Source organism: Cellulomonas sp. NPDC057328 (assembly GCF_042667215.1).
GTDB lineage: Bacteria > Actinomycetota > Actinomycetes > Actinomycetales > Cellulomonadaceae > Cellulomonas.
Genome location: NZ_JBHUZW010000118.1, coordinates 1 through 12172 on the forward strand (window position 1 = coordinate 1; position 12172 = coordinate 12172).

Here is a 12172-nt window from a genome sequence, read left to right on the forward strand (position 1 = left end):
GCACGTGGGGTGCGCGGCCCGTGACCGTGCCGGTGTCGCCGCGTCGGGTCAGAGACCGAGCTCCGACTCGAACGCGCCCTCCTCGAGGCGGTTCTTCACCGCGGTGAGGTAGCGCGAGGCGTCCGCGCCGTCGACGAGCCGGTGGTCGTACGACAGGCAGAGGTAGCACATCGACCGGATGGCGATGACCTCCTCGCCGTCGGCGTCCTTGACCACGACGGGGCGCTTGACGATCGCGCCCGTGCCGAGGATCGCGGAGGTGCCGCCGGGCACGATCGGCGTGTCGATGATCGCGCCGCCCGAGCCGGTGTTGGTGACGGTGAACGTCGCGCCGCTCAGCTCGTCCGGCGTGACCTTGTTCGCCCGCGTGCGGGCGGCGAGGTCGGCAATCTTGCGCGAGATGCCGGCGATGTTGAGGTCGCCCGCGTCGCGGATGACCGGCACGAGCAGGCCGCGCTCGGTGTCGACCGCGATGCCGACGTTCTCCTGGCCGTGGTACGTGATCGTCTTGTCCTCGAGCACGCCGTTGACCTTGGGGTAGGTCTTGAGCGCCTCGACGGCCGCCTGGACGAAGAACGGCAGGAACGTCAGGTTGACGCCCTCGCGCTTCGCGAAGTCGGCCTTGGCGCGGGCGCGCAGACGGGCGATCTTCGTGACGTCGACCTCGACGACCGTGGTGAGCTGCGCCTGCGTGTGCAGGGCCTCGACCATGCGCTCGGCGATGATCTGGCGCAGCCGGCTGGCCTTCTCGGTCGTGCCGCGCAGCGGCGACACGGCCGGTGCCGCGGCCTGCGGAGCCGCGGCCGCCGCGGGTGCGGCAGCGGGGGCGGACTTCGCCGCCTCCTCGGCCTTGCGGGCCTCCTCCGCCTGGCGGGCCGCCTCGAGGACGTCCTCCTTGCGGATGCGGCCGCCGACGCCCGTGCCGGTGAGCGTGGACACGTCCACGCCCTTCTCGGCGGCGAGCTTGCGCACCAGCGGCGTCAGGTACGAGCCACCGGCCGTCGCGCCGGGCGACTGCTGGTTCTGCTGCGACGTCGGCTGCTGCGAGGCCGCCTCCTGGGCCGCCGGGGTCTCGCCGGCGGCCTGCGCCGACTCGACCTCGGGCGCCGGTGCCTCGTAGCCACCGGGCTGCGGAGCGGCCTCCGCCTGCGCGGACTCCTGCTGCGCGGGCTCGGGCGTGGCGGCCGGCTTCGGCTCGGCATGAGCCTGCGGCGCCGGGGTCGTGTCCTGCGCGGGAGCGGCGTCCTGCGACGGCGCGGCGTCCTGCGCGGGCGCGGCGCCCGAGCCGACCACGGCGAGGACGGCGCCGACCTCGACGGTCTCGTCCTCCTGCACGCGGATCTCCTGGAGCGTGCCGGCGACCGGCGACGGGATCTCCGTGTCGACCTTGTCCGTGGAGATCTCGAGCAGGGGCTCGTCGACCTCGACGGTGTCGCCGACCTGCTTGAGCCAGCGGGTGACGGTGCCCTCGGTGACGGACTCGCCGAGCGCGGGGAGGCGGACCTCCTCGCCGCCCTGCGCGCCGCCGCCGGACGGCTGCTCGCCGGACGGCGCGGGCTGGGACTCGGGCGCGGAGGACTCCGAGGGCGCCGGGGCGTCCTCGTGCTCCTCGACGCTCTGCACGGCCGACGTCTCCGCCGCGGTCTCCTCGGGCTGCGACTGCTGCGCGGGCTCGTCCTGCTGCGCGGGCTGCTCGGCCGACTGCTGCGGGGCCTCGCCGGACGCCTGGTCCGACGCGCCGGCGCCCTCGCCGGAGCCGATCACGGCCAGGGTGGCGCCGACCTCGACGGTCTCGTCCTCCTGGACGAGGATCTGCTCGAGCACGCCCGCGACGGGCGAGGGGATCTCGGTGTCGACCTTGTCGGTCGAGATCTCGAGCAGCGGCTCGTCGACCTCGACGGTGTCGCCGACGTTCTTCAGCCAGCGGGTGACGGTCCCCTCGGTGACGGACTCACCGAGGGCGGGAAGCTGCACGTTCTCGGACATGACCGCTCGTCTCTCCTTCGAATCGGGTCAGTTGTGGGCGTGCAGCGGCTTGCCGGCGAGAGCCAGGAAGGCCTCGCCGAGCGCCTCGTTCTGCGTCGGGTGGGCGTGCACGAGGGCGGCGACGTCCTCGGGGTACGCCTCCCAGTTCACGATGAGCTGGCCCTCGCCGATGAGCTCGCCGACGCGCGCGCCGATCATGTGCACGCCGACGACCGGCCCGTCCTTCTGCCGGACGAGCTTGACGAAGCCCTGGGTGGCGAGGATCTGGCTCTTGCCGTTCCCGCCGAGGTTGTACTCGAGCGTCTCGACGTTGTCGGCGCCGTGCACCTCGACCGCGCGGGCCTCCGTGAGGCCGACCGAGGCGACCTCGGGCTCGGAGTAGGTGACGCGGGGGATGCCCGACTCGACGAGGACCGGCGGGTTGAGGCCCGCGATCTCCTCGGCCACGAAGATGCCCTGCTGGAACCCGCGGTGCGCGAGCTGCAGGCCGGGGACGATGTCGCCGACCGCGTAGATGTTGGCGACGCCCGTGTGCAGGCGCTCGTCGGTGATGACGAACCCGCGGTCGAGCGTGATGCCCTGCTCCTCGAAGCCGAGGCCGGACGTGCTCGGGCCGCGGCCGACCGCGACGAGCAGCAGGTCGGCGTCGAACGTCTTGCCGTCCTCGAGCGTGACGTGCACGCCGTTGTCGTCCTGCGTGACGCCCGAGAACCGGGTGCCGAGGTTGAACTTGATGCCGCGCTTGCGGAACGCGCGCTCGAAGGCCTTCGACAGCGCCTCGTCCTCGTTCGGGACGAGGTGGGGGAGCGCCTCGATGATCGTGACGTCCGCGCCGAACGACTTCCAGACGCTCGCGAACTCCGACCCGATGACGCCGCCGCCGAGGATGATCGCGGACTTCGGCACGAAGTCGAGCTGGAGCGCCTGGTCCGACGTCATCACCCGGCCGGCGATCTCCAGGCCGGGCAGCGAGCGGGCGTAGGAGCCGGTGCCGAGCACGATGTGCTCGCCCGTGAGGGTGCGGTCGCCGACCTGCACGGTGTTCGGGCCGGTGAGCTTGCCCCAGCCCTCGACGACCTCGATCTTGCGCGACTTGATGAGGCCCTGCAGGCCCTTGTACAGGCGGGCGATGACGCCGTCCTTGTACTTGTTCACGCCGTTCATGTCGATGCGCTCGAGGTGCGTGTGCACCCCGAAGGCCTCGCCCTCGCGGGCGTTGTCCGCGACCTCGGCGGCGTGCAGCAGCGCCTTGGTCGGGATGCAGCCGTTGTGCAGGCAGGTGCCGCCCACCTTGGCGGCCTCGACGAGGGCCACGGTCTTGCCGAGCTCTGCGGCGCGCAGCGCGGCTGCGTAGCCGCCGCTGCCTCCGCCCAGGACGACGATGTCGAAAGCGGTGCCGGTGTCGGCCACGTGCTACTCCTCGCAGGCTGTGGGTTCGGGCTGCCGCCCCATCTTGGCATCCTCCCTGGGCACGGACGAACCCGCCGCCCGTGCGGGTCGTGTGAGTCGGGCGACAGTCGTCCCATGACTGGACGCGTCGGGAGTCGTCCCGGCGACGCCCAGGTGACGCCCAGCCGCCGTCGGTAGTCTGCGGCGCATGGGTCTGTTCTCGCGCCGCCGCCGGTCCGCGCGCGGCACCGCGCCCGCCGGCGCGCCCGATGTCGTACCCGACCGGGAGGCGCGGGCCGCGACGCTCGCCTACCTGCGGGACTTCGTCGCGACGCGGGTCGGCGTCGAGGCGTACGTGGAGCCCCGCACCAACGTCACCCAGACGACGATCATGCTCGTCGCCACCGACGGCGAGTGGACCCGTCGCAAGGTGCCGGACGAGCGCACGGCGGGCACACTCGCCCGCGAGCTCGGCATCCCCGTCTACGACGTGCAGCGCACCGGCTACCCGCAGCGCGTGCGGGACTGGAACACGCGGCAGCGCATCGAGCGCCGGCGCCGGGCGGCCGAGCGCGGCTGACGCGCCCGGCCCCCGGCGTCCCGGTCAGGCGCGCTGCTCGAGCAGGCGCACGAGCGTCCGGACGCCGACCCCCGTGCCGCCGACCGGCGTGTAGCCGTGCGGCGCACGCTCGTTGAACGCGGGGCCCGCGATGTCGAGGTGCGCCCACGGCGTCGACCCGACGAACTCCTGCAGGAAGATCCCGGCGGTGAGCATCCCGCCGAAGCGGTCCCCGATGTTCGCGAGGTCGGCGACCTTCGACTTCAGGCCCGCGCGCAGGTCCGCGGGGAGCGGCATGGGCCAGAACTGCTCGCCCGCCTCCTGCGCCGCCGTGACGACCTCGGCGCGCGCCGCGTCGGTGCCCATGACCGCCGACACGCGGTTGCCCAGCGCGACCATCTGCGCGCCCGTCAGGGTCGCGATGTCGAGGACGAGGTCGGGGCCCTCCTCGACCGCGGCGACGAGCCCGTCGGCCATGACGAGGCGACCCTCGGCGTCGGTGTTGAGCACCTCCACCGTCTTCCCGCCGCGGATCGTGATGACGTCCGACGGACGCTGGGCCGTGCCGGACGGCATGTTCTCCGCGAGGCACAGCCACCCGGTGACGGCCACGGGCAGGCCCAGGCGGGCCGCCGCGAGCACCGTGTGCAGCACCGCGGCGGCACCGGCCATGTCGGACTTCATGGCCTCCATGCCGGCCGCCGGCTTGATGGAGATGCCGCCCGAGTCGAACGTGATGCCCTTGCCGACCAGCGCGACCGTGGCGCGCGGCCGGGAGGGCGCCCACGCGACGCGCACCAGGCGAGGCCCGCGGGCCGAGCCCTGCCCGACGCCGACGAGGCCGCCGTAGCCGCCCGCCGCCAGCGCCTTGTCGTCGAGCACGGAGATCTTGAGGCCGCGCACGCCGGCCTCCTTCACCGCGGCCTTCGCCAGGTCGGCGAACGCCGCGGGGTAGAGGTCGTTGGGCGCGGCGTTGACGAGGTCGCGCGTGCCGTGGACGGCGGCGGCGAGGACCTCGGCGCGCGCGAGTGCGTCCTTGGCGGCGCGGTCGCCGGCGCCCGGGGCCACGACCTGGAGGCGCGCGACGGGACCGGCGGCCTCCGGGCCGTCGCCGGTGCGGTAGCGCGTGTACGTGTAGGCGCCGAGGAGGGCGCCCTCCGCGACCGCGGCCACGTCGTCGGCACCGGTCACCGGCAGGGCGAGCGCGACGGACGCGGTGCCGGCGAGCTCGCGGGTGGCGGCGCCGGCCGCGCGGCGCAGCGTCTCTGGTCCGAGGGCGTCGGCCGGCCCGACGCCGGTGAGGACGAGCACCGCCGCCGCGAGGCCCGTGGCCGGCACGCGGCGCACCTCGTCGGGCGCGCCGGTGAGCCCCAGCGTGCGGGCGTCGCGCACGAGCGCGGCCCGCAGCTCGGCCGGCAGGGTGCCGCCGTCCAGCAGCTCGGGGCCGCCGTCACGGGTGCCGACGGCCACCACGAGGGCGTCGACGGCGAGGCGGGCAGGGTCCTGGCTGGTCAGCGAGATCACGTGCCGATCGTAGACGGCGCCCCCGGCGGGCGCGGGTACGGTGGGGCACCGTGCTCGTCCCCCTCGTGTGGCTCGTCGTGGCCACGTGCGTCGCCCTCGCCGCCTGGGCCGGCTGGTTCGTCGTCCGCGACCGTGCCGTCGTCCTCCGCCAGCTGTGGGGCGCCGCCGTCGTGGAGGGGCTGCTCGTGGTGCAGGCCGTCGTGGCGGGCGTGCTGCTGGTGACCGGCCCGGCCGAGGTCGACGGCGTCCTGTTCTGGGGGTACGTCGCCACCCAGCTGATCGTGCTGCCGATCGCCGCGGCCTGGGCCTTCGCCGAGCGGACGCGCTGGAGCTCGGTCGTGCTCGTCGTCGCCGCCCTGACGGTGGCGTTCCTCGAGTACCGGCTGCTGCAGATCTGGGGTGCCGCGTGAGCGCGCCGGCGCGGGGGACGGGTCACGGCCCCGGCCGCCTCCTCGTCGCCGTGTACGGCGTGCTGGCGCTCGCCGCCACCGCGCGCGGCCTGTACCAGGTCGCGACGAAGCTCGACGAGGCGCCGGTCGCGTACGTCCTGTCGCTGCTGGCGGGCGTCGTGTACGTCGTCGCGACCGTGGCGCTCGCCACCGACCGCCGGCGCCTCGCCTGGGCGACCGTCCTCGTCGAGGCGGTCGGGGTGGTCGTCGTCGGCACGCTCTCGCTCGTCGACGTCGGCGACTTCCCCGACGAGACCGTGTGGTCGGCGTTCGGCCGCGGGTACGGGTACGTGCCGCTCGTCCTGCCGGCCCTCGGGCTGCTGTGGCTGTGGCGGACGGGACGGCGGTCGACGGGCGGTGCCGCTCACGACCCGGCCGCCCACGACCCGGCAGCGGACGGCCCGTCCGCGGACGGCCCGGCCCGCGACGGCGGCCTCGACTAGGTTGGTCGGCGTGTACCGCCTGCTCTTCGACCTCGTGCTGCGCCGCCTGGACCCCGAGCAGGCGCACCACCTCGCGTTCCGGCTGATCCGCGGCGTCGCCGCCGTGCCGGGGCTCTCGCGCGTCGTGGCCGCCGCGTTCGCGCCGCCGCCGGCGGGCGCCGTCGAGGTGTGGGAACGTCGCTTCCCGTCCCGCTTCGGCCTCGCCGCGGGCTTCGACAAGGACGCCCACGGCGTGCGGGGGCTGACGATGCTCGGGTTCGGCTTCGTCGAGGTCGGCACCGTGACCGCGCACCCGCAGCCCGGCAACGAGCGGCCCCGCCTGTGGCGCGTCCTCGAGCGGCGCGCGCTGCGCAACCGCATGGGGTTCAACAACGAGGGGTCCGCGGCGGTGGCCGCCCGCCTGCGCCGGCTGCGCGCGACGCCGCACGGCCGGCAGCTCGTCGTGGGCGTCAACATCGGGAAGACGAAGGTCACGCCCCCGGAGGGCGCGGCGGCCGACTACGCCACGAGCGCCGGCCGGCTCGCGCCGTACGCCGACTACCTCGTGGTGAACGTGTCGTCGCCGAACACGCCGGGCCTGCGCGACCTGCAGGCGGTCGACGCCCTGCGTCCGGTGCTCGAGGCGACGCGCGTCGCCGCCGACGAGGCCACGGCGCGCGCCGGCCGCGCGCCCGTGCCGGTCCTGGTCAAGATCGCGCCCGACCTCAGCGACGACGACGTCGACGCGGTGGCCGACCTCGTCGCCGAGCTCGGGCTCGACGGCGTCGTCGCGGTGAACACGACGATCGCGCACGACCTCGGCCCGGGCGGTCTGTCGGGGCCACCGGTGCTCGCTCGGGGCCTGGACGTGGTGGCGCGGCTGCGCACGCGCCTCGGCGAGGAGGCCGTGGTGATCGGCGTCGGCGGCATCACCACGCCCGCCGACGCCCGCGAGTACCTGGCCGTCGGCGCGACGCTGGTCCAGGGGTACACGGGGCTGGTCTACGAGGGCCCCGCCTACGCGGCGCGCATCACGCGCGCGCTCGCCGCCGACGCGGCGCGGCGTCCGGTGGTGGCGCGGTGAGCGTGCGACCGCGGTGGCGGTGGCGGCTGGCGGACGCGTCCGGCGCCGCGCTGGAGCGGCCGACGAGCCCGGTCTTCCTCGCGCGCTTCGACGCCGAGCAGTGGCTCGGCGAGCACTGGCGCGGGCTCGCCGCCCAGGGGGTGCGGTCCGCGACGGTGGAGCACGACGGGCAGCCGCAGGGCACGCCGATCGAGCTGCCGACGCCCTGACGTCGGCGACCCCCGCGGTGCGCCGGGTCGCCCGGCCGTGCGGCCGGGTCCCCGCTCAGACGAGCGCGGGCGCGCCGCGCCCGGTCGCCGGTGCGGCCGTCGGGTCGAGCACCGCCCACGCGGCCGCCAGCCCGTCGACCGCGCGGCGCAGCATGTCCGGCGGCTGCGAGAACGGCACGCGCAGGTGGTCCTCGAACGTGCCGTCGACGCCGAAGGCCGTGCCGGGGACGATCCGCACGCCGTGCGCGTGGGCGACGGCGCTGAGCGCCGACGACACGGGGGCGCCCAGGTCGATCCACGTCGACAGGCCGCCGGCCGGCACGGGCACGCGCCACGCGGGCAGCGCCTCGGCCAGGGCGTCGAGGAGCACGCCCCGCTGACGGCGCACCGCCTCCAGCCGCGCCGCGAGGACCTCGTCCGCGTGCGCCAGCAGCTCCGTGGTGACGAGCTGGTCGAGCACGGACGAGCCGATGTCGACGTACGCGCGCCGCTGCGCGAGGCGCCCCACGAGGTCGGGGTGGGCGCGCACCCAGCCGACGCGCAGGCCGCCCCAGAACGACTTCGACGCCGAGCCGACCGTGACGACGAGGTCGTCGTCGGCGCGGCCGGCGAACGGCGGCGGCGGGGGGCCGTCGAGCGTGAGGTCGGTGAGCGTCTCGTCGCCCACCACGACGGTGCGCGTGCGCCGCGCGAGGTCGCGCACGCGGGCGCGGGCGTCCGCGTCGAGGCTCGTCCCCGTCGGGTTGTGGTGGTCGGGGACCAGGTAGACGAGCCGTGGCGCGGTCTGGCGGACGGTGGAGGCGAGGAGCTCGACGTCGAGCCCGGTGGGCGTCACGGGCACCGGCACGGGGCGGGCGCCGGCGCCCCGGGCCGCGTCGATCGCGTGCGGGTACGTCGGGTGCTCCACGACGACGCGGTCCCCGGGGCCGGCGAGGGTCACCATGAGGAGGTGGATCGCCTCCTGCGCACCGGTCGTCACGAGGATCTGCTCCGGACGCGTCGGGACGCCGCGGGCGGTGCAGCGGTCCGCGACCGCCTGCCGCAGGGCCGGCAGGCCGAGCGGCAGGTACCCGGTGTCGGCGAGGTGGCGCGGCAGCTGGTCGAGCGCGGCGGCGCACGCGGCGGCGAGCTGCGGGGGAGCGAAGGGGGCGGCGGCCGACAGGTCGACGAGGCCGGTATCGACCGTGCCCAGCGTCGTGGGGGCCCGGTCGCCCGTGCCGGGCGGCAGCGTCGTCACCGTGCCGGACCCGCGGCGGCTCACGAGGAAGCCCTCGTCGCGCAGCAGGTCGTAGGCGGCCGTCACGGTCGTGCGCGACACGGCGAGGCACTCGGCGACCTCGCGCTCGCCGGGCAGCCGGGTGCCGAGCGGGAGCGTGCCGGTGCGGACCAGGCCGCGCACGCCGTCGGCGAGCGCCTGGTACGCCGGGCCGGGGCGCTCCCACCGCCCGAGCAGCGACCGCAGACGGGTGCCGTTGACGCGACGGTCGACGGGCGACACCGGGCTCATGCAAGCCACTATCCTGGAAGTGGCTATGGAGGACAAGGCCAGAACGCCGCCAGGCTTCTCGGTATGGCCTTCTCGACCGTCATCGCCGTGCTCGCCGTCGCCGTCCTGGCCGTCGTGCTCGCCGTCGCGCTCGCGCGGACCGTGCGGGACGACGGCCTCGGCCACCGTCCACCGCCGCCCGTGCGGCCCACCTCCCCGGGAGACCCGTGGTGACCGACCCCCACGCCCGCCGCGCCGGCCTGCGCCGCGCGGCCCAGCTCCTCGGCGGCCTCGTGCTCTACGCCGCGTCCATCGTGCTGCTCGTCCGTGCGGAGCTCGGCTCCATGCCGTGGGACGTGCTGTCGCAGGGCGTCGTCCGCGTCACCGGCTGGTCCTTCGGCACGGTCACGGTCGTGCTGTCGTTCGTCGTCTTCGCCTGCTGGGTGCCGCTGCGGCAGCGTCCCGGCATCGGCACCGTGGCCAACGTCGTGGTCATCGGTGCGCTGCTCGACCCGTTCCTCGCCCTCGCGGCGCGCCTGCCCGACCCGCTGCCGCTGCCCGCCGCGATCGGGCTCGTCGTGCTCGGCGTGCTGACGAACGCGCTCGCGACGTCGCTGTACGTCGGTGCGCGCCTCGGCCCCGGCCCGCGCGACGGCCTCATGACCGGCATCGTCGCGCGGACGGGCTGGCCGCTGCGGCTCGTGCGTGGCTCGATCGAGGTCGTCGTCGTCGCCGTCGGGTGGGCGCTGGGCGGCACGCTGGGGTTCGGCACGCTCGCGTACGCGCTGGCCATCGGCCCGCTCGTGCACGCGCTCCTGCCGCGGCTCAGCGTCCCGGAGCGTCCCGCGGCGGCCGCGGACGGCGCCGGCACGCCCGGTGCCGCCGGTGTGCCCGCCGTCGACGGTGCGGCGGAGCCCGACGTCGGCGGACCGGTGCAGCCGGACGCCGGCGGTGCGGTGGAACCGGTGGGGCGCTGAACCTGGTGCGGTGCGCGCCCGTGCGGTGTCAGGACGGGTACTGGCCGTGCTTGACCTGCGGCTTCGGCAGGCGCGACGGACGCACCTGGAACGCGCGCAGGACGGCGTACATCGTCATGCCGGTCGGGATCTGCGCCGCGTCGAAGCGTGCGTGCAGCCGCTTCTTCAGCCCGCGCCACATCAGCCAGCCGTCGACGATCGCGGCGATGATGAAGACGTAGAGGATCGCCAGCGAGAGGAACGCGAGCGTGGGGGCGGCGGCCGCCGTGACCATCTGCAGCACGAGGAACACGGCCGCCACCGGCAGGAAGAACTCGCCGAGGTTCCAGCGGGCGTCGACGTGGTCGCGCACGTAGCGACGGACCGGGCCGCGGTCGCGCGCGGGCATGTGCCGCTCGTCGCCGGTGCGCATCGCCTGGTACTCGAGCTCGCGCTGCGCGCGCTGCTTGGTGCGGGCCGACTTCGCGGCGGCGCGACGGTCCTCGGGGACGAGGGGCCGGCGGTTGCGGGCCTCGGCCTCCTTGCGCGTCGGCGTCGGACGCCCCTTGCCGGACCGGAGGTCGTCGGCCGTCGACGGCGACGACGCGGGGTCCGACGGCTGCGGTGCCGCGGTGGTGGGCGGGGGGTCCTGCTTGCGTCCGAACACCCGCCCAGGGTAGTCGAGTAGCGTGCCGGGACGTGACGTCCACCCCCGCCCCCACCGGTTCCCCGTCCCCGCTGCCCGCCGACCGCGTCGCGGCCCTGCGCGAGCGGACCGCCGCCCTCTTCGCCGGCGTCCGCGCGGACCTCGAGGCGCTCGTGCGCATCCCGAGCGTCTCCAACGCGGAGTTCGACCCGTCGCACGTCGAGGCGTCGGCCGCGGCCGTCGCGGACCTCCTGCGCGGCGCCGGCGTCCCGGAGGTGCAGGTGCTGCGCGTGCCGCGCGCGGACGGCACGCCCGGTGCTCCGGCCGTCGTGGCGCGCCGCCCCGGCCCGGCCGGTGCGCCCACCGTCCTGCTGTACGCGCACCACGACGTGCAGCCGCCCGGCGACGCGGCGGACTGGGACACGGCGCCGTTCGAGCCCACGCAGCGCGGCGAGCGGCTGTTCGGCCGCGGCGCTGCCGACGACAAGGCGGGCGTCATGGCGCACGTCGGTGCGCTGCGCGTGCTCGCCGACGAGCTGGGCGTCGGCGTGACGGTGTTCGTCGAGGGGGAGGAGGAGGTCGGGTCGCCGACGTTCGTCGACTTCCTGCACGCGCACCGCGAGCTCCTGGCGGCCGACGTCATCGTCGTCGCCGACTCCACGAACTGGCGGGTGGGCGTGCCCGCCCTCACGACGTCGCTGCGCGGGCTGGCCGACCTGGTCGTCGAGGTCGCCGTGCTCGACCACGCGGTCCACTCCGGCATGTTCGGCGGGCCCGTCCTCGACGCGCCCACGCTGCTGGCGCGGCTGCTCGCCACGCTGCACGACGAGCACGGCGACGTCGCCGTCGAGGGGCTGGTCCGCGCGGCGGACCCGGCCGTCGACATGGAGGAGGACGCGCTGCGCGCGGACGCGGGCGTGCTGCCGGGCGTGCGGCTGGCCGGCACCGGGCCCCTCACGGCGCGGCTGTGGACGCGCCCCGCGATCGGCGTCATCGGCATCGACGCCCCGCGGGTCGCGAGCGCCTCGAACACGATCACGCCGCGGGCGTCGGCCAAGCTGTCCGTCCGCCTCGCCCCGGGCCAGGACCCGGCTGCCGCGCTGGCGGCCGTGACGGCGCACCTGCACGCCCACGCGCCCTTCGGCGCCCGGGTGACGGTGCACGACGGCGAGCTGGGCAAGCCGTTCCAGGCGGCGGGCGACTCGCCGGCCGCCGGCGCGGCGCGCTGGGCGCTCGGCGAGGCGTGGGGGACCCCGTCGGTCGACGTCGGCGTCGGCGGGTCCATCCCGTTCATCAGCGACCTGCTCGACGTCTACCCGGACGCCGCGATCCTCGTCACGGGCGTCGAGGACCCGGACTCCCGCGCGCACGGCGCGAACGAGTCGGTGCACCTCGGCGAGCTCGAGCGCGTCGTCCTGGCGGAGGCCCTGCTGCTGGCGTCGCTCGCACCGCGGGCCTGACC

At 75.8% G+C, this 12172-nt stretch carries 13 protein-coding genes; 8 read left to right on the forward strand and 5 right to left on the reverse strand.

What is annotated here, in order from left to right; all coding sequences use genetic code 11:
* Window positions 1–48: 48 nt before the first annotated feature.
* Window positions 49–1986, reverse strand: a complete 1938-nt coding sequence (gene sucB / locus ACFUMH_RS16215) for a 2-oxoglutarate dehydrogenase, E2 component, dihydrolipoamide succinyltransferase (protein WP_378207880.1) — start codon at window positions 1984–1986, stop codon at window positions 49–51.
* A gap of 27 nt (window positions 1987–2013) precedes the next feature.
* Window positions 2014–3396 (reverse strand): dihydrolipoyl dehydrogenase, encoded by a 1383-nt coding sequence (gene lpdA, locus ACFUMH_RS16220; protein WP_378207884.1) that lies wholly within the window; start codon window positions 3394–3396, stop codon window positions 2014–2016.
* 187 nt (window positions 3397–3583) lie between these two features.
* Here lpdA and ACFUMH_RS16225 point away from each other — a divergent pair, with 187 nt between their 5' ends.
* Window positions 3584–3955, forward strand: a complete 372-nt coding sequence (locus ACFUMH_RS16225) for an oxidoreductase (protein ID WP_378207887.1) — start codon at window positions 3584–3586, stop codon at window positions 3953–3955.
* 24 nt (window positions 3956–3979) lie between these two features.
* Here the strand turns inward: ACFUMH_RS16225 and ACFUMH_RS16230 are convergent, their stop codons facing one another.
* Window positions 3980–5458, reverse strand: a complete 1479-nt coding sequence (locus ACFUMH_RS16230) for a leucyl aminopeptidase (protein ID WP_378207890.1) — start codon at window positions 5456–5458, stop codon at window positions 3980–3982.
* 50 nt (window positions 5459–5508) lie between these two features.
* Here ACFUMH_RS16230 and ACFUMH_RS16235 point away from each other — a divergent pair, with 50 nt between their 5' ends.
* Genes ACFUMH_RS16235 through ACFUMH_RS16250 form a run of 4 tightly spaced genes read left to right on the forward strand, consistent with a single transcriptional unit; the run spans window position 5509 to window position 7622 of the window.
* A complete protein-coding gene (locus tag ACFUMH_RS16235) occupies window positions 5509–5868 on the forward strand; it encodes a hypothetical protein (RefSeq protein WP_378207893.1) in 360 nt (119 codons plus the stop codon).
* Window positions 5865–6350 carry a hypothetical protein gene (locus ACFUMH_RS16240; RefSeq protein WP_378207896.1) on the forward strand — a complete coding sequence of 162 codons (486 nt, stop codon included), beginning with the start codon at window positions 5865–5867 and terminating at the stop codon, window positions 6348–6350. The genes ACFUMH_RS16235 and ACFUMH_RS16240 overlap by 4 nt, the downstream gene beginning before the upstream one ends.
* 10 nt (window positions 6351–6360) lie before the next feature.
* The gene (locus ACFUMH_RS16245) at window positions 6361–7413 is read left to right on the forward strand and encodes a quinone-dependent dihydroorotate dehydrogenase (RefSeq protein ID WP_378207899.1); all 1053 of its coding nucleotides are present in this window, start codon (window positions 6361–6363) and stop codon (window positions 7411–7413) included.
* Window positions 7410–7622, forward strand: coding sequence for a hypothetical protein (locus ACFUMH_RS16250; protein ID WP_378207902.1), 213 nt, complete (start codon window positions 7410–7412; stop codon window positions 7620–7622). The genes ACFUMH_RS16245 and ACFUMH_RS16250 overlap by 4 nt, the downstream gene beginning before the upstream one ends.
* Before the next feature lie 55 nt (window positions 7623–7677).
* On the opposite strand, the gene ACFUMH_RS16255 is transcribed toward ACFUMH_RS16250, so the two are convergent.
* The gene (locus ACFUMH_RS16255; protein ID WP_378207905.1) at window positions 7678–9129 is read right to left on the reverse strand and encodes a PLP-dependent aminotransferase family protein; all 1452 of its coding nucleotides are present in this window, start codon (window positions 9127–9129) and stop codon (window positions 7678–7680) included.
* Window positions 9130–9192: 63 nt separating this feature from the next.
* On the opposite strand from ACFUMH_RS16255, the gene ACFUMH_RS16260 reads away from it, so the two are divergent.
* Window positions 9193–9342 carry a hypothetical protein gene (locus tag ACFUMH_RS16260; protein WP_378207908.1) on the forward strand — a complete coding sequence of 50 codons (150 nt, stop codon included), beginning with the start codon at window positions 9193–9195 and terminating at the stop codon, window positions 9340–9342.
* Window positions 9339–10085 (forward strand): YitT family protein, encoded by a 747-nt coding sequence (locus tag ACFUMH_RS16265; protein ID WP_378207910.1) that lies wholly within the window; start codon window positions 9339–9341, stop codon window positions 10083–10085. The genes ACFUMH_RS16260 and ACFUMH_RS16265 overlap by 4 nt, the downstream gene beginning before the upstream one ends.
* A gap of 28 nt (window positions 10086–10113) precedes the next feature.
* Here ACFUMH_RS16265 and ACFUMH_RS16270 read toward each other — a convergent pair whose 3' ends face one another.
* Window positions 10114–10731 carry a DUF3043 domain-containing protein gene (locus ACFUMH_RS16270; RefSeq protein WP_378207913.1) on the reverse strand — a complete coding sequence of 206 codons (618 nt, stop codon included), beginning with the start codon at window positions 10729–10731 and terminating at the stop codon, window positions 10114–10116.
* A gap of 32 nt (window positions 10732–10763) precedes the next feature.
* On the opposite strand from ACFUMH_RS16270, the gene ACFUMH_RS16275 reads away from it, so the two are divergent.
* On the forward strand, window positions 10764–12170 hold the full coding sequence (locus ACFUMH_RS16275) for a dipeptidase (RefSeq protein WP_378207916.1): 1407 nt from the start codon (window positions 10764–10766) through the stop codon (window positions 12168–12170).
* The last annotated feature ends 2 nt before the right edge of the window (window positions 12171–12172 follow it).

Bases quoted from the DNA above. Each gene is read 5' to 3' on its own strand.
- sucB (WP_378207880.1), bottom strand. From the start codon at position 1,986: ATGTCCGAGAACGTGCAGCTTCCCGCCCTCGGTGAGTCCGTCACCGAG.
- ACFUMH_RS16225 (WP_378207887.1), top strand. From the start codon at position 3,584: ATGGGTCTGTTCTCGCGCCGCCGCCGGTCCGCGCGCGGCACCGCGCCC.
- ACFUMH_RS16255 (WP_378207905.1), bottom strand. From the start codon at position 9,129: ATGAGCCCGGTGTCGCCCGTCGACCGTCGCGTCAACGGCACCCGTCTG.
- ACFUMH_RS16260 (WP_378207908.1), top strand. From the start codon at position 9,193: ATGGCCTTCTCGACCGTCATCGCCGTGCTCGCCGTCGCCGTCCTGGCC.